The sequence below is a fragment of the Klebsiella michiganensis genome, assembly GCA_000963575.1.
GTDB classification, from domain to species: Bacteria; Pseudomonadota; Gammaproteobacteria; order Enterobacterales; family Enterobacteriaceae; genus Cedecea; species Cedecea michiganensis_A.
Window position 1 is genome coordinate 3931978 of sequence record CP011077.1, and the last position, 20327, is coordinate 3952304.

Genomic DNA, 20327 nt, shown 5'->3' on the forward strand with positions numbered 1-20327 from the left:
CCAGACAAAATGTCCGCGTTGCGGGCATTTTGTTTTTCACCTACGTCTACTGCTAAAAGTTGCGATCTGCCTTTCTCCTTGTTTTGTGGCATAACACTGCATAAAGCCTTGAGCTGCATTCTCAGAGATTACTATGCCCGCAATTCCACTGCCTTTTTACACGTTAACCGTTCTCTTTCTTCTGCTGTTGAAGATCTTGCTTTCCCGCCATGCGGCGTACCGTAATGTGGCGATTTTCCTCTCGGGATGTGCAATTCTGGTCCTGCTTTCGGCACTAAGGTGGACGTTTGACGCCATCATTCTGCGCCAGCTCCAGTCTCTGGCCGCGATTGCTCTTCCACCGCTGGCCTGGTACTGCTTTAACGGGCAGCGCGCTGGGCGAAAACACGCCGCCCACTGGCTTGCCCCTGTTTTAGCGCTGACCGTTAATCTCGCGGCGCCAGCGATGACAGATGCCGCATTGATGCTCTTGTTTATCGGATATGGCTCCATCCTGATCAAAATATCCCGGCAGGGCGTTGATACCTTTGTTTTCAGCCGTATAAGCGATGCTAACACCGCGGCATCAATGACTTTTTTCGCGGGGTGTTTCCTTTGTTTTTCCGGCGCAGTTGATTTAGCAATAGCGGTAGATTTCCGTTTCTTTGAAGGTGCACAGGCCCCGATATTGGTGGCGCTATCCCAGACACTGTTACTGCCGTTTATCGGCATAGCTATTGTATTTAATGGAAAAATAGCGCCGCCACCAGAGGTGCTTAGTGCTCAGAAAGACCCTGCGGCGGAGCACAATGACGAGGAGCTGACGGCGGCATACCATCGTATTGAAAAAGCCCTCTTAGAAGGTAAGCTGTTTCTTGATCCCGACATTACGCTCAGCCTCATCGGAGAAGCATCCGGGATAGCGCCAAGGCAGCTTTCACGGGCCGTAAATCAGATCTGCGGCTGCAATGTCTCTCAGTGGGTCAACGGGTTTCGCGTCAGGCACGCTCAGAAACTGCTGCGCAACACCAGCGCCCCGGTGACCCAAATCATGCTGGACTCAGGCTTCTCAACAAAATCCCACTTCAATAAAGAGTTTGCCCGCTTTAGCGGGTCAACCCCGACGGACTACCGGCGTTTAGCGGGTGAAAATCTAGTGCCTGATTAACAAATTCGCCGATCTCACGGCCAAGCGACGCATGGATGGCCGCTCTGCTAACGGAGCCACCATCCTGGCAGACAATGCCCTCCCCCGGGTTTTCCTTCTCAATAAGTTCGGCGGCACCTGGCTTGCATAATTGCATAAAGCTAAAATGCGTAGCCCCCAGCACGCTAACGTCCTGCCGCTGTTTTTGAGGAATGTAACGCGCCAGATAGGCCGACTCGAGACTGGCAGGAAGCTCTTCGCTGTCAGACTGGGCGGACATGATCAGAACCGGGATCGCTATTTGCGCCAGGCTGGAGGGTGAAAAGCCTCGGGCCAGGCCAAGATCGAGCGAGACAATGGCTTTGATACGCGGATCGCGGGCATTGTTCGACAGTGGGGCCGCCGACTCCTGCCGGTCTATCCCTAAGGTATGCCGCAGTTTACAGCCAGACAATACTGAATGCAGTTTACAATCCTGTAAGAACCGGTCAGCGTCAAAACGCCCACCAGCCAGTTCCAGCACCGTCCAACCGCCTAATGAATGCCCTATGGCCGCGATACGCTGCGGATCGATCTTCCCGGCAATGTCTGGCGAAGCAATCAGTTCGTCCAATACTCGCCGGAGATCCTGGGGACGCTGCCAAAGCCGTTGTGCTTCGGCCTCGTTTTTATTGCCAGATGTTGTCCCTGGGTGATTCACCGCCGCAACAATATAGCCCTGAGCGGCCATCAGACTTGCCAGCCAGTTCAGATTGCGCCAGTTGCCGCCATACCCATGGGAAAGCAGCAACAGCGGGTGCATGTCATTGTCCGGGGTGGCATTCAACAACGCGCGCGTCCCGATAAATACAACGTTATCGCCAACAAGTTCTGGATTGCCCGTCTGCCGGGTCGGATACCAAACGGCAATTTCAAGAGGCCGGGAACCATGTTCATCCAGTAAGTGCTGGCGAAAAGCAGTTTCACCATAGGCAGTCTGGCTGAACATGCAGAACAAGCTAAAAAGGAAAAAAATCCGTGACATTGTGATTCTCCAGTGAAGTAAACAGGGCTGCATTCTGTTTATATTCGCTGGGTGAATCGTCCTGAAACACGATCGAGGACCTGTCTTTTTCCGGTTTCAGGCATAAAAAAACCCGCCGAAGCGGGTTTTTTATTTCAGGCGTATCGAGCGATTACTCGTCGTTACCGCCCAGGCCTGCGTTCAGCAGCTCTGCCAGGCTGGCAGAAGCGTCTTCAGCAGTCACCTGAGGTGCCGCAGGAATTTCACCCGCTGCACGGCGACGCATACGATCCTGGTGGTACGCATAACCGGTACCGGCCGGGATCAGACGACCCACGATAACGTTCTCTTTCAGGCCGCGCAGTTCGTCGCGTTTACCCGCAACAGCTGCTTCGGTCAGCACTCGAGTGGTCTCCTGGAACGATGCCGCGGAGATGAAGGACTCGGTTGCCAGAGAGGCTTTGGTGATACCCAGCAGATCGCGCATGTAGGTCACGTTGATCTTGCCGTTCGCATCCAGTTCGCGGTTAGCGATCTTAATGCGAGAGTATTCAGCCTGCTCGCCTTCCAGGAAGTCGGAGCTGCCTGCATTAACGATGGTTGCTTTACGCAGCATCTGACGAACGATAACTTCGATGTGCTTATCGTTAATCTTAACGCCTTGCAGACGGTAAACGTCCTGTACTTCGTTAGTGATGTAACGAGTTACAGCGTACACGCCACGCAGACGCAGGATGTCGTGCGGAGACTCTGGGCCATCGGAAACTACGTCACCACGTTCAACGCGCTCACCTTCGAACACGTTAAGCTGACGCCATTTCGGAATCATCTCTTCGTACGGTTCGCTACCGTCTACCGGGGTGATAACCAGACGACGTTTGCCTTTGGTTTCTTTACCGAAGGAAATGATGCCGCTGATTTCAGCCAGAATTGCCGGCTCTTTCGGACGACGGGCTTCGAACAGATCCGCAACGCGTGGCAGACCACCGGTAATATCCTTGGTACCGCCGGATTCCTGTGGAATACGCGCCAGGGTGTCACCGGAGCTGATCTGAATGCCATCTTCCAGCTGAACAATCGCTTTACCCGGCAGGAAGTACTGAGCCGGCATATCGGTGCCAGGGATCAGAACGTCGTTGCCTTTAGCATCAACGATTTTCAGAGCAGGACGCAGGTCTTTACCGCCCGCAGTACGCTCAGCGGAATCCAGAACCACCAGAGAAGACAGACCGGTCAGCTCGTCGGTCTGACGAGTAATGGTCTGGCCGTCAATCATGTCAGTGAAGCGGATGAAACCACTTACTTCGGTGATAACCGGCATGGTGTGTGGATCCCAGTTTGCTACGGTTTCACCGCCGGCAACCTGCTCGCCATCACCTTTCGCCATAATAGCACCGTAAGGCACTTTATAGCTCTCTTTGGTACGACCGAATTCGTCGATCAGTTTCAGCTCGGTGTTACGGGAAGTGATAACCAGTTTACCGCTGGAGTTCACAACCGACTTCGCGTTGCTGAGCTTGATGCTACCTTTGTTCTTAACCTGAATGCTGGACTCAGCAGCAGAACGGGATGCCGCACCACCGATGTGGAACGTACGCATCGTCAGCTGTGTACCAGGTTCACCGATGGACTGTGCCGCGATAACCCCGATAGCTTCACCTTTGTTGATGATGTGACCACGAGCCAGGTCGCGACCGTAGCAGTGAGCACACACGCCGAAGTCAGTTTCGCAACCTACTACGGAACGGACTTTCACGCTGTCAACAGAGTTAGCTTCCAGCAGGTCACACCACTGTTCGTGCAGCAGAGTGTTGCGTGGAACCAGGATATCCGCAGTGCCAGGCTTCAGAATGTCTTCCGCAGTCACACGACCCAGTACGCGATCGCGCAGCGGCTCTTTAACGTCGCCACCTTCGATAACCGGCGTCATGGTGATGCCTTCCAGGGTGCCACAGTCGTCTTCAGTCACGACCAGGTCCTGTGCAACGTCTACCAGACGACGCGTCAGGTAACCGGAGTTAGCAGTTTTCAGTGCGGTATCCGCCAGACCTTTACGAGCACCGTGCGTGGAGATGAAGTACTGGAGTACGTTCAGACCTTCACGGAAGTTCGCGGTGATTGGCGTTTCGATGATGGAGCCATCTGGCTTAGCCATCAGACCACGCATACCGGCCAGCTGACGAATCTGCGCTGCAGAACCACGAGCACCGGAGTCGGCCATCATGTAGATGCTGTTGAAGGAAACCTGCTGCTCTTCAACGCCGTCACGGTTAATCACGGTTTCGGTTTGCAGGTTATCCATCATCGCTTTGGATACACGATCGTTCGCCGCAGCCCAGATATCGATAACTTTGTTATAGCGTTCGCCAGCGGTAACCAGACCGGACTGGAACTGTTCCTGGATCTCAGCAACTTCAGCTTCCGCTTCGCTGATGATCTCGTGTTTTTTCTCCGGGATGACCATGTCATCAATACCAACGGATGCACCTGAACGCGCTGCATAAGCAAAGCCGGTGTACATCGTCTGGTCCGCAAAAATAACGGTCGGTTTCAGGCCCAGAATACGGTAGCAGGTGTTCAGCATCTTAGAGATGGCCTTCTTGCCCAGCGCCTGGTTGACGATGGAGAAAGGCAGACCTTTCGGTACGATCATCCACAGAATCGCACGACCAATGGTAGTGTCGATCAGGCTGGTTTTCGCAACGAATGTGCCCTGAGCATCTTTTTCGTATTCGGTGATACGCACTTTAACGCGCGCATGCAGAGAGGCCAGGCCAGCGCGATAAATACGCTCAGCTTCTTTAGGGCCAGTCAGCACCATGCCTTCGCCTTTGGCGTTAACACAGTCACGGGTCATGTAGTACAGACCCAATACAACGTCCTGAGAAGGAACGATGATTGGCTCGCCGTTCGCTGGGGACAGGATGTTGTTGGTAGACATCATCAGCGCACGCGCTTCCAGCTGAGCTTCAAGCGTCAGTGGAACGTGTACTGCCATCTGGTCACCATCGAAGTCGGCGTTATAGGCCGCACAAACCAGCGGGTGCAGCTGGATAGCTTTACCTTCGATCAGAACAGGTTCAAATGCCTGGATACCCAAACGGTGCAGGGTTGGTGCACGGTTCAGCAGTACCGGGTGTTCGCGGATAACTTCGTCCAGGATATCCCAAACGACAGCTTCTTCACGCTCAACCATTTTCTTAGCAGCTTTAATGGTGGTCGCGAGGCCACGCAGTTCCAGCTTGCCGTAGATGAACGGCTTGAACAGCTCCAGCGCCATTTTCTTAGGCAGACCGCACTGATGCAGACGCAGGTATGGACCTACGGTGATTACAGAACGACCGGAGTAGTCAACACGTTTACCCAGCAGGTTCTGACGGAAACGACCCTGTTTACCTTTGATCATGTCGGCCAAAGATTTCAGAGGACGTTTGTTAGAGCCGGTGATGGCACGACCGCGACGGCCGTTATCCAGCAGGGCATCTACCGCTTCCTGCAGCATACGTTTTTCGTTACGTACGATGATGTCTGGCGCAGCCAGATCAAGCAGACGTTTCAGACGGTTGTTACGGTTGATAACGCGACGGTACAGATCGTTCAGATCTGAAGTTGCGAAACGACCACCATCCAGCGGTACCAGCGGACGCAGATCTGGCGGCAGAACCGGCAGAACGGTCAGGATCATCCACTCTGGTTTGTTACCAGACTGAACGAATGCTTCCAGCAGCTTGATACGCTTGGTCAGCTTTTTACGTTTGGTTTCGGAGTTGGTTTCGTTCAGCTCTTCGCGCAGAGTTTCACACTCTTGCTCCAGATCCATGCTCTTCAGCAGGGCCTGAATAGCTTCCGCACCCATCTTCGCATCGAATTCGTCACCGAACTCTTCCAGCGCATCCAGATACTGCTCTTCAGTCAGGATCTGACGGCGCTCGAGGTTGGTCATCCCGCCTTCGATAACAACATAAGATTCAAAGTACAGCACGCGCTCGATATCACGCAGCGGCATATCCAGCAGCAGGCCGATACGAGATGGCAGAGACTTCAGGAACCAAATGTGGGCAGTTGGAGAAGCCAGTTCGATGTGGCCCATACGCTCACGACGAACTTTAGTCTGGGTAACTTCTACGCCACACTTCTCACAAATGACGCCACGGTGCTTCAGGCGCTTGTACTTACCGCACAGGCACTCGTAGTCTTTCACTGGCCCAAAAATACGGGCGCAGAACAGACCGTCACGCTCAGGTTTGAACGTACGGTAGTTGATGGTTTCCGGCTTTTTAACTTCACCGAAAGACCATGAACGGATCATGTCTGGCGATGCCAGAGCAATTTTGATCGCATCAAACTCTTCGGTTTTAGTTTGCGCTTTCAGAAACTTTAATAAGTCTTTCACGGATTTGCTCCCGTCGGAGTTAGCACTCTGTGATGCCCGGCGTTAGCCGGGCACCCTGGACCTTTTGAGCAACGATTACTCGTCTTCCAGCTCGATGTTGATACCCAGCGAACGGATCTCTTTCAACAGAACGTTGAAGGATTCCGGCATGCCCGGTTCCATCTGATGGTTGCCATCCACGATGTTCTTATACATCTTGGTACGGCCGTTCACGTCATCAGACTTAACGGTCAGCATTTCCTGCAGGGTATATGCAGCGCCATATGCTTCAAGCGCCCACACTTCCATCTCACCGAAGCGCTGACCACCGAACTGAGCCTTACCACCCAGCGGCTGCTGAGTAACCAGGCTGTAAGAACCGGTAGAACGCGCGTGCATCTTATCGTCGACCAGGTGGTTCAGTTTCAGCATGTACATGTAACCTACGGTTACCTGACGCTCAAACTGCTCACCGGTACGGCCGTCGAACAGGGTGATCTGGCCAGAAGATGGCAGACCGCCGAGTTGCAGCAGCTCTTTAATTTCGGCTTCTTTCGCACCGTCGAAGACCGGCGTTGCGATAGGCATACCTTTACGCAGGTTTTCAGCCAGACGCAGAACTTCATCATCGCTGAAGGTGTTCAGGTCAACTTTCTGACGTACGTCAGTACCCAGATCGTAGGCACGCTGGATGAATTCGCGCAGTTTCGCGACTTCCTGCTGCTGTTTCAGCATGGCGTTGATCTTCTCGCCGATGCCTTTCGCAGCCATACCCAGGTGGGTTTCCAGGATCTGACCGATGTTCATACGAGATGGTACGCCCAGCGGGTTCAGTACGATGTCTACCGGCGTGCCGTTTTCATCGTATGGCATATCTTCGATCGGGTTGATCTTGGAGATAACACCTTTGTTCCCGTGACGACCTGCCATCTTGTCACCAGGCTGAATCTGACGTTTAACGGCCAGATACACTTTCACGATTTTCAGCACGCCAGGTGCCAGGTCATCGCCCTGAGTGATTTTGCGGCGCTTAGCTTCGAGTTTCTTCTCAAACTCGTGCTTCAGCTCGTCGTACTGCTCTGCCAGCTGCTCCAGCTGGTTTTGCTTCTCTTCGTCGGTCAGGCCCAGTTCCAGCCAGCGGTCACGAGGCAGTTTGTCGAGCTTGTCAGCTTCAACGCCACCGGAAACCAGCACGGCATAGATACGGCTAAACAGACCAGCTTCGAGGATCTGCAGTTCTTCAGACAGGTCTTTCTTAGCCTGCTTCAGCTGCATCTCTTCGATTTCCAGCGCACGCTTGTCTTTCTCCACGCCATCACGGGTAAAGACCTGAACGTCGATTACAGTACCGGAAACGCCGTTTGGTACGCGCAGGGAAGAGTCTTTAACGTCAGACGCTTTCTCACCGAAGATAGCGCGCAGCAGTTTTTCTTCTGGCGTCAGCTGGGTTTCACCTTTTGGCGTTACCTTACCAACCAGAATGTCACCGCCGGTCACTTCAGCACCGATGTACACGATACCGGATTCATCCAGTTTGGAGAGCGCAGCTTCACCCACGTTAGGGATATCAGCGGTGATCTCTTCTGGCCCCAGTTTGGTGTCACGAGACACACAAGCCAGTTCCTGAATGTGGATGGTGGTGAAACGGTCTTCCTGAACAACACGCTCGGAAACGAGGATGGAGTCTTCGAAGTTATAACCATTCCACGGCATGAACGCTACGCGCATGTTCTGGCCAAGCGCCAGTTCACCGAGGTCGGTAGACGGGCCGTCTGCCAGCACGTCGCCACGTTCAATTGGCTCACCCAGAGACACACATGGCATCTGGTTGATGCAGGTGTTCTGGTTAGAACGGGTGTACTTAGTCAGGTTGTAGATGTCGATACCCGCTTCGCCCGGGTACATCTCGTCTTCGTTAACTTTGATAACGATACGGGATGCATCAACGTACTGAACGGTACCGCCACGTTTAGCAACGGCAGTAACACCGGAGTCAACGGCCACAGCACGTTCCATACCGGTACCAACCAGCGGCTTATCAGCACGCAGAGTCGGAACCGCCTGACGTTGCATGTTCGCACCCATCAATGCACGGTTGGCGTCATCGTGTTCCAGGAACGGGATCAGGGACGCACCGACGGAAACCACCTGCTGGGTGGAAACGTCCATGTAGTCAACCTGGTCGTTGCTGAACAAGCTGGATTCGCCTTTGCTACGGCAGGTTACCAGGTCGTCTACGAAACGGCCTTCTTCGTTCAGGTTGGTGTTCGCCTGAGCGATGACGTAGTTACCTTCTTCGATAGCAGACAGGTAATGAATTTCGTCAGTCACAACGCCGTCAACAACGCGACGATACGGAGTCTCAAGGAAGCCGTATTCGTTAGTCTGTGCGTACACGGACAGGGAGTTGATCAGACCGATGTTTGGACCTTCCGGGGTTTCGATTGGACACACACGACCGTAGTGGGTTGGGTGTACGTCACGTACTTCGAAGCCCGCACGCTCACGGGTCAGACCGCCTGGGCCCAACGCGGAGATACGACGTTTGTGCGTAATCTCGGACAGCGGGTTGTTCTGGTCCATGAACTGGGACAGCTGGCTGGAGCCGAAGAACTCTTTCACTGCCGCAGAGATTGGCTTGGCGTTGATCATGTCCTGAGGCATCAGGGTGTCCAGATCGCCCAGAGACAGACGCTCTTTCACCGCACGCTCAACACGCACCAGGCCAACGCGGAATTGGTTTTCCGCCATTTCGCCTACGGAACGGATACGACGGTTGCCGAGGTGGTCGATATCATCCACTTCGCCTTTGCCGTTACGGATATCGATGAGCTTCTTCATCACTTCGATGATGTCGTCGTTGCTCAGGATACCGGAACCTTCAATCTCTTCACGCAGCAGAGAACGGTTGAACTTCATACGACCTACCGCTGACAGATCGTAGCGGTCTTCGGAGAAGAACAGATTCTCAAACAGGCTTTCAGCTGCTTCGCGTGTTGGTGGCTCACCAGGACGCATCATGCGGTAGATCTCAACCAATGCGCTCAGGCGATCGTTGGTTGGGTCGACGCGTACGGTCTCAGAAATGTACGGACCGTGATCCAGGTCGTTGGTGAACAGCGTTTCGATACGCTTGTGGCCTGACTGGCTCAGTTTGGCCAGCAGGTCCAAAGACAGTTCCATGTTCGCCGGGCAAATCAGTTCGCCGGTAGAAGCATCAACGTAGTCTTTAGCCGCAACTTTACCGGCGATGTACTCAACAGGAACTTCGATATGTTTGATATCGTCTTTTTCCAGCTGGCGAATGTGGCGCGCGGTGATACGGCGGCCTTTTTCAACGTACACTTTGCCGTCAGCTTCGATGTCGAAGGATGCGGTTTCGCCACGCAGGCGCTCCGGTACCAGCTCCATCTGCAGCTTGTTGTCACGGATTTCGAAATTAACTTTCTCAAAGAACAGGTCAAGGATCTGCTCAGTGGTGTAGTTCAGTGCGCGCAGGATGATGGTCGCAGGCAGTTTGCGGCGACGGTCAATACGCACGAACAGGTTATCTTTCGGGTCGAATTCGAAGTCCAGCCAGGAACCACGGTAAGGAATGATACGTGCGTTATACAGTACCTTCCCTGAAGAGTGGGTCTTACCTTTGTCACTGTCGAAGAACACACCCGGGCTACGGTGAAGCTGAGAAACGATAACGCGCTCAGTACCGTTGATAACGAAGGTCCCGTTGTCGGTCATGAGCGGAATCTCGCCCATGTACACTTCTTGTTCTTTGATGTCTTTAACGGTGCCTTCCGGCGCTTCACGCTCGTAGATCACCAGACGCAGTTTTACGCGCAGCGGAGCAGAATACGTCACGCCACGGATTTGACATTCTTTAACGTCAAATACAGGTTCGCCCAGGCGATAGCTCACATACTGCAGCTCGGAGTTGCCGCTGTAGCTTGCGATCGGGAATACGGAGCGGAAAGCTGCTTCCAGGCCGTACTGTCCTTCGGGATCTTGCTCGATAAACTTCTGGAACGAGTCAAGCTGGATAGAAAGGAGATAAGGAATGTCCAGTACTTGTGGACGCTTTCCAAAATCCTTACGAATACGTTTTTTCTCGGTATAGGAGTAAACCATTAGGGTTCCTCAGCTCGCTGACAAGTCGACCCATCTGCCCGTCGAAAGGGGCAGTTTATGCAACACTATTTTGTGGACCGGAAAGTGGAACACTTCCCGCAATACCTGTTTCTATCACTCTTAAACCATTTCATTGCGCTTTACCCCGGAACTCCCGGCGTAGAAAGTCGCAGTATATTAAGGCGTCGATAGAGACATGCATTGAATGGAAACCAGCAGTCAAACAGTGTGAAACGCTACTGGTACCCTACAGCGCAAAAAGGCTGGTGACTAAAAAGTCACCAGCCATCAGCCTAATTACTTAGGCTGCAACCGGAAGGGTTGGCTTATTTAACTTCAACTTCAGCGCCAGCTTCTTCCAGAGATTTTTTCAGAGCTTCAGCGTCGTCTTTGCTCACGCCTTCTTTCAGCGCAGCTGGTGCAGACTCAACCAGGTCTTTAGCTTCTTTCAGACCCAGGCCAGTTGCGCCACGAACTGCTTTGATTACGGCAACTTTGTTAGCGCCAGCAGCTTTCAGAATAACGTCGAACTCAGTTTTCTCTTCAGCAGCTTCAGCTGGGCCAGCAGCAACAGCTACAGCAGCAGCAGCAGAAACACCGAATTTTTCTTCCATTGCAGAGATCAGTTCTACAACGTCCATTACGGACATAGCGGATACTGCTTCAATGATTTGATCTTTAGTGATAGACATTTAAATTGTTCCTGAATATCAGAATAAGTTTATACGTAAGCGAATACTTGATAAAGAGAACTGCGATTAAGCAGCTTCTTTTGCATCGCGTACAGCAGCCAGAGTACGAACCAGTTTGCCAGCCGAAGCTTCTTTCATGGTTGCCATCAGGCGTGCAATTGCTTCTTCGTAGGTCGGCAGAGTTGCCAGGCGGTCGATTTGGGACGCCGGGATCAGCTCACCTTCAAAGGCAGCGGCTTTGACCTCAAATTTTGCATTCGCTTTAGCGAACTCTTTGAACAGACGAGCTGCAGCGCCCGGGTGTTCCATAGAGTATGCAATCAGGGTCGGACCAACGAACGCGTCTTTCAGGCACTCGAACTGAGTACCTTCAACAACACGGCGCAGCAGGGTGTTACGAACAACACGCATGTAAACGCCGGCTTCGCGACCTGCTTTACGCAGTTCGGTCATTTTGTCAACAGTAACGCCACGGGAATCCGCAACTACTGCAGACAGCGCGCCTTTGGCTACTTCGCTGACTTCAGCAACAATCGCTTGTTTGTCTTGAAGATTTAAAGCCATTAGCTTTTGCTCCTGGGTTTTAGCCGGGACAGAAGTCCCGGAACTCACTTCGCGCTTAACCACAATGGAAAAACGCGTCTACATACGGTGAGCAGAAACAAGCTAAAGACTATCTAAAAATATTCTTCAGGTTCTGTCACCGTCTACGCAGGGAATTAAGTCTCTTGCGAAACACCTGCGGTCTTGGACGGAGGCCTGGATAAGGCCAGGCTCCAACCGAAAATTCTTTGTGTTCTGCATAAACAGAACAACGGGCGTAAGATATTAGACTAATCTTTCGCCCGCGTAAAGGCGATTATTAGTTCGCCGCTGCGTTCAGACCAGCCTGGTCAACCGCAACACCTGCACCCATGGTGGTAGAGATGCTAACTTTCTTGATGTACACGCCTTTCGCCTGAGATGGTTTTGCTTTTTTCAGCGCAACCAGCAGAGATTCCAGGTTTTCTTTCAGTTTGTCAGCGTCAAAGTCCACTTTACCGATGGTGGTGTGGATGATGCCGTTTTTGTCGTTACGGTAACGAACCTGACCCGCTTTAGCATTTTTAACTGCTTCAGCAACGTTAGGGGTTACGGTACCAACTTTCGGGTTTGGCATCAGGCCGCGTGGACCCAGAACCTGACCCAGCTGGCCAACAACGCGCATTGCATCAGGAGATGCGATAACAACGTCGAAGTTCATTTCGCCTTTCTTGATCTGGTCAGCCAGATCTTCCATACCTACCAGCTCTGCGCCAGCAGCTTTAGCTGCTTCAGCGTTAGGGCCCTGGGCAAATACGGCTACGCGAACGGAACGGCCAGTACCGTGTGGCAGTACAGTTGCACCACGCACGTTCTGGTCAGATTTACGAGCGTCGATGCCGAGGTTCACAGCAACGTCAACGCTTTCTACGAATTTAGCAGTGGCCAGCTCTTTCAGCAGAGCAATGGCTTCGTTGATGTCGTACTGTTTGGTCGCATCAACTTTGTCACGGATCACGCGCATGCGCTTGGTCAGTTTAGCCATTTCTTAGTCCTCCACTACCAGGCCCATGGAACGAGCAGTACCTTCAATGGAGCGAGTCATCGCTTCAATGTCGGAACCAGTCATGTCCGCAGCTTTGGTTTCTGCGATTTCACGTACCTGAGCACGGGTTACTTTACCCACTTTGTCTTTGTTCGGCTTGCCGGAACCAGACTTGATGCCAGCTGCTTTTTTCAGCAGAACGGCAGCAGGAGGGGTTTTGGTAACGAAGGTGAAAGAACGGTCAGCGTAAACGGTGATAACAACCGGAATTGGCAGACCTTTCTCGATGGAATCAGTTTTGGCGTTGAACGCTTTACAGAATTCCATGATGTTAACACCCTGCTGACCCAGTGCTGGACCAACCGGTGGACTTGGGTTCGCCATACCAGCTGCAACCTGCAGCTTGACGTAGGCTTGTACTTTCTTAGCCATCTAAATTTCCTCTAGTGGGTTATAGCGCCTTTTATCAAGGCTCCCCGTGAATAAACGTCTTATGTGTACAAGACACATAAAAACAAAAGGCGCGAAATTGTATGCCAATTTCGCGCCCTGTGCAATGAATAATCGCTGCTTAAACGATCAAATTATCAGGCTTTCTCAACCTGAGCAAAATCCAGCTCAACCGGCGTTGCACGACCAAAGATGGAAACGGAAACCTTCAGGCGGCTCTTCTCGTAATCCACTTCTTCGACCACACCGTTGAAATCCGCAAATGGACCGTCGTTAACGCGAACCATTTCACCTGGTTCAAACAGCGTTTTCGGACGCGGCTTATCACCTACCTGCTGCAGGCGGTTCATGATCGCATCAACTTCTTTGTCGCTGATTGGAGCCGGGCGATCGGAAGTCCCGCCGATGAAACCCATTACGCGCGGAACGCTACGCACCAGGTGCCAGCTTGCGTCGTTCATCACCATCTGGACCAGAACGTAGCCAGGGAAGAATTTGCGTTCGCTCTTACGGCGTTGGCCACCGCGGATTTCAACAACCTCTTCGGTTGGAACCATCACTTCGCCAAACAGCTCTTCCATATTATGGAGTTTGATATGCTCGCGCAGCGACGTGGCTACACGACCTTCAAAACCGGAAAACGCCTGAACGACGTACCAACGCTTTTTAGGGGCTTCAGACATCTCAGAACCTCAGGCCAGTAATAAAAGATACCAGGCGGACCAGAATACCATCCAGCCCCCACAGAATCAGTGACATTACAGCGGTAACCGCTGCCACGATTAAAGTGGTGTGCAGAGTCTCCTGGCGAGTAGGCCAAATAACCTTACGTACTTCAGTTCTTGCTTCACGAGCAAAAGCTACGGTTGCTTTGCCTTTTACCGTCAGCAGCGCAACACCACCTGCTGCTGCAATCAGGATGACCACAGCCAGTGCACGAAGCGGCAGAGTGATATCACGATAAATGTAGTTGCCCACGATTGCCACGAGCAGCAAAACGACTACTGCAAGCCACTTCATCGCTTCGAGGCCACGCCCGCTCCCTTGAGCTTCGGTATTCGCACTCATAAACCAACCTGTCACAATAAATCAGACAAACACTTTTGCCCCGCCATTGCGAGGCAAACCAAACCGAATGGCTCTTTTCAGACACTACCCGGCATAAACGCCATCTTCAGAGCCTGTCTCAGCAATGATTATCGGTAAAAAATCACTGATGAGCCAGGTTCTGGTTCGAAAGCGTACAAAAAGGGCATCAAATGATGCCCTCTTCATGTGCATTGCGTCAAATGTTATCAGCGATTAAGCGATAACTTTAGCAACAACGCCTGCACCAACGGTACGGCCACCTTCACGGATTGCGAAACGCAGACCGTCGTCCATCGCGATTGGGTGGATCAGGGTAACAACCATTTTGATGTTGTCGCCTGGCATTACCATCTCTACGCCTTCTGGCAGTTCGATGGTACCGGTCACGTCAGTTGTACGGAAGTAGAACTGTGGACGGTAGCCTTTGAAGAACGGAGTATGACGGCCGCCTTCGTCTTTGGACAGGATGTACACTTCAGATTCGAACTTGGTGTGTGGCTTGATAGAGCCTGGCTTAGCCAGTACCTGACCACGTTCGATTTCTTCACGTTTGATACCACGCAGCAGAACACCTACGTTCTCACCAGCACGGCCTTCGTCCAGCAGTTTGCGGAACATTTCAACGCCGGTACAGGTAGATTTCGCAGTATCTTTGATACCAACGATTTCAACTTCTTCACCAACTTTAACGATACCGCGCTCTACACGACCGGTAACTACGGTACCACGACCGGAGATGGAGAATACGTCTTCGATTGGCAGCAGGAACGGCAGGTCGATTGCACGTACTGGTTCTGGGATGTAAGAATCCAGGAAGCCAGCCAGTTCAACGATTTTAGCTTCCCACTCTGCTTCGCCTTCCAGCGCTTTCAGAGCAGAACCACGGATGATTGGGGTGTCATCGCCTGGGAAGTCATAGGTGGACAGCAGTTCACGAACTTCCATCTCAACCAGTTCCAGCAGCTCTTCGTCATCAACCATGTCGCATTTGTTCAGGAACACGATGATGTATGGAACGCCAACCTGGCGACCCAGCAGGATGTGCTCACGGGTCTGAGGCATAGGGCCGTCAGTCGCAGCAACAACCAGGATAGCGCCGTCCATCTGAGCAGCACCGGTGATCATGTTTTTCACGTAGTCGGCGTGCCCTGGGCAGTCAACGTGCGCGTAGTGACGAGTCGGGGTGTCGTATTCAACGTGGGAGGTGTTGATGGTGATACCACGAGCTTTTTCTTCTGGTGCGTTATCGATCTGGTCGAATGCACGAGCAGAACCACCGTAGGTTTTAGCCAGAACGGTAGTGATTGCAGCGGTCAGCGTTGTTTTACCATGGTCAACGTGGCCGATAGTACCGACGTTAACGTGCGGTTTTGTACGTTCAAACTTTTCTTTAGACATCGATTGTCCCTCTAAGACACGGATAAATCGGTGATATCACCACATCAACCAGGCATATGCCTGAATTAGCTGAATGCATTAACAGAAGAGAAACAGGGAGGAGATAAAGAAGTGGTGCTGATAGGCAGATTCGAACTGCCGACCTCACCCTTACCAAGGGTGCGCTCTACCAACTGAGCTATATCAGCACATCTTGTTGGAGCGGGCAGTGGGAATCGAACCCACATCATCAGCTTGGAAGGCTGAGGTAATAGCCATTATACGATGCCCGCATCCTGGAACTCGGCTACCTGAATCTTTCTGTAGTGAATATGAGAGAAGGCCTCTCAGTATTCGAGTCGACAAACTGTTTGTTTATCGCCTCAGGCTCCGCAATGCGTTGCCGAATATGGTGGTGGGGGAAGGATTCGAACCTTCGAAGTCGATGACGGCAGATTTACAGTCTGCTCCCTTTGGCCGCTCGGGAACCCCACCTGGGGTACTTGATGGTGCCGGCTACCGGAATCGAACTGGTGACCTACTGATTACAAGTCAGTTGCTCTACCTACTGAGCTAAGCCGGCATCAAGTAGCGCGCATTCTAGGAAGACAGCGCCGCTCATGCAACAAAAAAATCGCATAAAATGCACTACCGCTCACATTTTGCGCTAGATCTCGAAAATATGGTGGCTAAAGCACCAATTGAGAGCAAATTTCCATCGTTCCCGACACTCGTTTTCCTGGCGGTGGTGTCTGGCGGTGTCGCTATGACCAACAATAACCGTAAAAATAAGACTGGCTGTCTAAAGTGACGCGTAGGCCTTTCTTTTACTTAGGCGCAACGTGATGTATCCGCCGTAATACATCACTGTTGGTGATTTTTTCTTATTGTTCTCTCTATTCAGATGTTACCCTCCTGCCCACTGTTGAAAAGTTAAATACGCTGCGTACTTTTGATACAGAACGCCGGGTTTCCTTGCGTTCCAGAATGTAGCGCGTAAATTTTGTCCTGAATTACAGGCAGAAGCATGCTTATGAGTAATAAAGAGCAAATGTTGGCAACAACCCCTTATCTAGAATTTGACCGGAGCCAATGGGCAGCGTTGCGTGACTCTGTTCCCATGACGTTAACCGAAGGGGAAATCGCCCGGTTAAAAGGCATTAACGAAGACCTTTCCCTGGAGGAAGTGGCGGAGATTTACCTGCCGCTGTCTCGTCTGCTCAATTTCTATATCAGTTCAAACCTGCGGCGTCAGGCTGTACTTGAGCAGTTTCTTGGCACTAATGGCCAACGCATTCCCTATATCATCAGCATTGCGGGAAGTGTGGCCGTTGGGAAGAGTACTACTGCGCGCGTATTGCAGGCGCTACTCAGCCGTTGGCCTGAGCATCGCCAGGTTGAACTGATTACCACCGACGGCTTCCTTCATCCAAATAAAGTGCTCAAAGAGCGCAATTTGATGAAGAAGAAAGGCTTCCCGCAATCCTATGATATGCATCGCCTGGTGAAGTTTGTCTCTGATATCAAATCTGGCGCAACCAATGTGACGGCACCGGTGTACTCACATTTGGTGTATGACGTGATCCCTGACGGCGATAAGACCGTTGCCCAGCCAGATATCTTGATTCTGGAAGGGTTAAACGTTCTGCAAAGCGGGATGGATTATCCACACGATCCACATCATGTATTTGTTTCTGACTTCGTAGATTTTTCTATATATGTAGATGCACCGGAAGAGCTATTACAGAATTGGTATATAAATCGTTTCTTAAAATTCCGTGAAGGTGCATTCACCGATCCAAACTCTTATTTCCATAGCTATGCAAAGCTCTCTAAAGACGAGGCTGTAAATATTGCAACACAGTTATGGAATGAGATTAATCTATTGAATTTGAAGCAAAACATATTACCAACCCGCGATCGCGCGAGCCTAATTATGACGAAAAGCGCTAATCATGCTGTTGATTGCGTAAAACTGAGAAAATAATAAGATGAGGGGGACACTCCCCCTCTCTTTAACTTGCTCCACGCAGAGAAATCTCGCCACCAACCCAGGCTTTTATTACCCCATCCTGCTCCAGCAATAATCCACCCTGTTCATTAATGCCGCGGGAAACACCGTAAACCTCGCGTTCTCCAATAATGAGTTTTACCGGACGATGGATAAAGTTATCCAGTTTTTCCCAGCGAGGCAGGAACGGCAATAAACTTTCCTGCTCAAAAAGCTGCAGTGCCGTCCGCAGCTCCTGGATTAAAGTGACCGCCAGTGTATTCCGGTCAATACGAATGCCGGCTTCCTGGAGGTTGATCCATCCCTGGTTAATCACATCTGTCGCAACATTACGCATCGCGAGATTGATCCCGGCGCCGATAACTATTTGCGCGGCATCCCCTGTTTTTCCGGTGAGTTCAACCAGAATACCGGCGAGCTTACGGTCGTTCAGATAGAGGTCGTTTGGCCATTTCACCCTGACGTCTTCTGCGCCAAGGCGTTGTAATACTTCCGCCATCACGATGCCAATAACCAGGCTGAGCCCAATTGCCGCAGCTGGCCCCTGCTCCAGGCGCCAGTACATGGACAAATAGAGGTTTGCACCAAAGGGAGAGAACCACTGGCGGCCTCGTCTGCCGCGCCCAGCCTGTTGGTATTCGGCTATACATGCATCTCCAGACTGAAGAGCATTGAGACGGTCAAGCAGGTACTGATTGGTAGAATCAATTACCGGCAGGACAGCAACTGTCCCGCTATCTATCTGTGACTTAATGAAGCTTTCGTCCAGCAGCTGAATAGGCTCCGGCAAACTGTATCCTTTCCCCGGCACGGTGAAGACATCAATACCCCAGTCCCGGAGAGTCTGTACATGCTTATTAATCGCCGCACGACTCATCCCTAATTGCTCGCCCAGTTGCTCACCAGAATGAAACTCACCGTCAGCCAGAATACTGATTAACGTTAACGGAACTCTATTGTCTTTCACGCGATAGTCTCCACGGCGCTGACTTCTCCTCTCCCGCCCATAAAGCGCACCTCTGGCTCAAGCCAGACATCAAACTTCTCACCAACTAGTTGGCGAATGTAGCGTGCAAGGGCAACAATATCTGCGCTGCTAGCATTTTCTTCATTAATAATGACCAAAGCCTGTTGTCGATGCACCGCGGCGCCACCAATCCGGTGCCCTTTCAACTGACATTGGTCGATTAACCAACCTGCTGCAAGCTTAACGCTGCCATCAGGTTGAGGGTAATGGGGCACGTTCGCTCCGCAGGAAATCAGTTTTTCCGCCTTCTCCGCGCTGATAACGGGATTTTTGAAGAAGCTACCGGCATTACCATTCACTTTGGGATCGGGCAGCTTCGATGTCCTCATATTGCAGACGCTTTCAAAAACCTGCCGGGGTGTAACGGTCGCAGGATCCAGCTTAGTCAGGTCACCGTAGCTCAGAACCGGCCCCCACGCCTTAGGCAAGCGATAGCCAACCGCGACAATTGCAAAACGATCCTGGTAGTCATGTTTAAAGATACTGTCCCGGTAACCAAAGCGGCATTCTTCGTTTGTTAGACGCAATGACTGACCACTGCTTAACTCAACGCAATCGACATAGTCACATACTTGTTTAATCTCAACACCATACGCACCAATATTCTGAATAGGTGATGAGCCAGCGCAGCCAGGTATTAGGGCAAGGTTCTCCAGGCCAGGCATACCTTGCTGGAGAGAATATTCCACAAGATGGTGCCAGTTTTCACCGGCTCCGACATGGAGCAGCCAGGCATCATCCGTCTCAGTAACCTCAATCCCTTTAATACGATTGATAATGACCGTGCCTTCGAAGTCCTCGAGGAAAAGGACGTTACTGCCTTCACCCAGGATAAGTACCGGCTGCTGAGCCTGTGTCGATTCTGCCCATGCTTCAGTAAGCTGCTGTACAGATTCAGCGATAACAATATGTGCAGCCGTGGCCTGAATACCGAAGGTATTGAAGGATTTAAGAGAGGAGTTCATGTCAGCCATTTTCCGGAGTATTAACTCAAGTAGTTTACCCGATCCTGTTGGTATTGGCTTGCCTGTCTCAATAGAACGCGCATAGCAAAAAGGCTCTGTCTTTCGACAGAGCCTTTCGCTTAATTTGATGCCTGGCAGTTGTATGCCGGGCTTTCCTGCCCGTCAGGCTGAGGTTTAGTTCCCTACAATACTCGTATCATCCTGATACTCGCCCCTTCGGGGCCGCCGCAGGCGGCGTTCAAAAGTGCTCCCGGCACTTTTGTCGCATGACCATGCTCGTGTAATCAATTCCCGGACAGCTGATAAGCAAAAAACCCCGGCCTTTCGGTCGGGGTTATTGCTTAATTTGATGCCTGGCAGTTCCCTACTCTCGCATGGGGAGACCCCACACTACCATCGGCGCTACGGCGTTTCACTTCTGAGTTCGGCATGGGGTCAGGTGGGACCACCGCGCTACGGCCGCCAGGCAAATTCTGTCATTGACCGTCACTCCCGTGACCATCAATCTAATCCTGAACTAAGC

At 51.8% G+C, this 20327-nt stretch carries 14 protein-coding genes, 4 tRNA genes and 1 rRNA gene; 2 read left to right on the top strand and 17 right to left on the bottom strand.

Going from position 1 to position 20327, the window contains the following annotated elements; genetic code table 11:
• Positions 1-133: 133 nt before the first annotated feature.
• Complete coding sequence (locus tag VW41_18175) at positions 134-1147, top strand: transcriptional regulator, AraC family protein (protein AJZ90808.1); 1014 nt, start codon at positions 134-136, stop codon at positions 1145-1147.
• Here the strand turns inward: VW41_18175 and VW41_18180 are convergent.
• From VW41_18180 to VW41_18245, 14 genes are all read right to left on the bottom strand, one after another.
• On the bottom strand, positions 1086-2114 hold the full coding sequence (locus VW41_18180) for a lipoprotein signal peptide (protein ID AJZ92016.1): 1029 nt from the start codon (positions 2112-2114) through the stop codon (positions 1086-1088). The two genes, VW41_18175 and VW41_18180, sit on opposite strands and share 62 nt — an antisense overlap.
• Before the next feature lie 187 nt (positions 2115-2301).
• Complete coding sequence (locus VW41_18185; protein AJZ90809.1) at positions 2302-6522, bottom strand: DNA-directed RNA polymerase subunit beta'; 4221 nt, start codon at positions 6520-6522, stop codon at positions 2302-2304.
• Between the two features lie 75 nt (positions 6523-6597).
• Positions 6598-10626 carry a DNA-directed RNA polymerase subunit beta gene (gene rpoB / locus VW41_18190; protein AJZ90810.1) on the bottom strand — a complete coding sequence of 1343 codons (4029 nt, stop codon included), beginning with the start codon at positions 10624-10626 and terminating at the stop codon, positions 6598-6600.
• Positions 10627-10952: 326 nt separating this feature from the next.
• On the bottom strand, positions 10953-11318 hold the full coding sequence (gene rplL, locus VW41_18195; protein AJZ90811.1) for a 50S ribosomal protein L7/L12: 366 nt from the start codon (positions 11316-11318) through the stop codon (positions 10953-10955).
• Between the two features lie 66 nt (positions 11319-11384).
• Entirely contained in the window at positions 11385-11882 is a 498-nt protein-coding gene (gene rplJ / locus VW41_18200) for a 50S ribosomal protein L10 (protein AJZ90812.1), read from the bottom strand.
• Positions 11883-12180: 298 nt separating this feature from the next.
• Positions 12181-12885 carry a 50S ribosomal protein L1 gene (locus VW41_18205; protein AJZ90813.1) on the bottom strand — a complete coding sequence of 235 codons (705 nt, stop codon included), beginning with the start codon at positions 12883-12885 and terminating at the stop codon, positions 12181-12183.
• Positions 12886-12888: 3 nt separating this feature from the next.
• On the bottom strand, positions 12889-13317 hold the full coding sequence (locus VW41_18210) for a 50S ribosomal protein L11 (GenBank protein AJZ90814.1): 429 nt from the start codon (positions 13315-13317) through the stop codon (positions 12889-12891).
• Positions 13318-13472: 155 nt separating this feature from the next.
• Positions 13473-14018, bottom strand: coding sequence for a transcription antiterminator NusG (gene nusG / locus VW41_18215; protein AJZ90815.1), 546 nt, complete (start codon positions 14016-14018; stop codon positions 13473-13475).
• Between the two features lies 1 nt (position 14019).
• The gene (gene secE / locus VW41_18220) at positions 14020-14403 is read right to left on the bottom strand and encodes a preprotein translocase subunit SecE (GenBank protein AJZ90816.1); all 384 of its coding nucleotides are present in this window, start codon (positions 14401-14403) and stop codon (positions 14020-14022) included.
• A gap of 234 nt (positions 14404-14637) precedes the next feature.
• The gene (tuf, locus tag VW41_18225; GenBank protein ID AJZ90817.1) at positions 14638-15822 is read right to left on the bottom strand and encodes an elongation factor Tu; all 1185 of its coding nucleotides are present in this window, start codon (positions 15820-15822) and stop codon (positions 14638-14640) included.
• A 112-nt stretch (positions 15823-15934) separates the two neighbouring features.
• A tRNA-Thr gene (locus VW41_18230) sits at positions 15935-16010 on the bottom strand.
• Between the two features lie 9 nt (positions 16011-16019).
• Positions 16020-16094, bottom strand: a tRNA-Gly gene (locus tag VW41_18235).
• Positions 16095-16211: 117 nt separating this feature from the next.
• Positions 16212-16296, bottom strand: a tRNA-Tyr gene (locus VW41_18240).
• A 12-nt stretch (positions 16297-16308) separates the two neighbouring features.
• A tRNA-Thr gene (locus VW41_18245) sits at positions 16309-16384 on the bottom strand.
• A gap of 450 nt (positions 16385-16834) precedes the next feature.
• On the opposite strand from VW41_18245, the gene VW41_18250 reads away from it, so the two are divergent.
• Positions 16835-17788, top strand: coding sequence for a pantothenate kinase (locus tag VW41_18250; protein AJZ92017.1), 954 nt, complete (start codon positions 16835-16837; stop codon positions 17786-17788).
• A 28-nt stretch (positions 17789-17816) separates the two neighbouring features.
• On the opposite strand, the gene VW41_18255 is transcribed toward VW41_18250, so the two are convergent.
• The 3 genes from VW41_18255 to VW41_18265 all read right to left on the bottom strand — a co-directional run bounded on the left by VW41_18255 (position 17817) and on the right by VW41_18265 (position 20271).
• Positions 17817-18779: a biotin--[acetyl-CoA-carboxylase] synthetase gene (locus VW41_18255; GenBank protein ID AJZ90818.1), complete on the bottom strand. Its 963-nt coding sequence runs from the start codon at positions 18777-18779 to the stop codon at positions 17817-17819.
• Complete coding sequence (gene murB, locus VW41_18260) at positions 18776-19804, bottom strand: UDP-N-acetylenolpyruvoylglucosamine reductase (protein ID AJZ92018.1); 1029 nt, start codon at positions 19802-19804, stop codon at positions 18776-18778. Before murB ends, VW41_18255 begins: the two co-directional genes overlap by 4 nt.
• 351 nt (positions 19805-20155) lie before the next feature.
• Positions 20156-20271, bottom strand: a 5S ribosomal RNA gene (locus tag VW41_18265).
• Between the last annotated feature and the right edge of the window lie 56 nt (positions 20272-20327).

Coding starts and splice junctions, on each gene's coding strand:
- VW41_18175 (AJZ90808.1), top strand. CDS start 134: ATGCCCGCAATTCCACTGCCTTTTTACACGTTAACCGTTCTCTTTCTT.
- VW41_18180 (AJZ92016.1), bottom strand. CDS start 2,114: ATGTTCAGCCAGACTGCCTATGGTGAAACTGCTTTTCGCCAGCACTTA.
- rpoB (AJZ90810.1), bottom strand. CDS start 10,626: ATGGTTTACTCCTATACCGAGAAAAAACGTATTCGTAAGGATTTTGGA.
- rplL (AJZ90811.1), bottom strand. CDS start 11,318: ATGTCTATCACTAAAGATCAAATCATTGAAGCAGTATCCGCTATGTCC.
- rplJ (AJZ90812.1), bottom strand. CDS start 11,882: ATGGCTTTAAATCTTCAAGACAAACAAGCGATTGTTGCTGAAGTCAGC.
- VW41_18205 (AJZ90813.1), bottom strand. CDS start 12,885: ATGGCTAAACTGACCAAGCGCATGCGCGTGATCCGTGACAAAGTTGAT.
- VW41_18210 (AJZ90814.1), bottom strand. CDS start 13,317: ATGGCTAAGAAAGTACAAGCCTACGTCAAGCTGCAGGTTGCAGCTGGT.
- nusG (AJZ90815.1), bottom strand. CDS start 14,018: ATGTCTGAAGCCCCTAAAAAGCGTTGGTACGTCGTTCAGGCGTTTTCC.
- secE (AJZ90816.1), bottom strand. CDS start 14,403: ATGAGTGCGAATACCGAAGCTCAAGGGAGCGGGCGTGGCCTCGAAGCG.
- tuf (AJZ90817.1), bottom strand. CDS start 15,822: ATGTCTAAAGAAAAGTTTGAACGTACAAAACCGCACGTTAACGTCGGT.
- VW41_18250 (AJZ92017.1), top strand. CDS start 16,835: ATGAGTAATAAAGAGCAAATGTTGGCAACAACCCCTTATCTAGAATTT.
- murB (AJZ92018.1), bottom strand. CDS start 19,804: ATGAACTCCTCTCTTAAATCCTTCAATACCTTCGGTATTCAGGCCACG.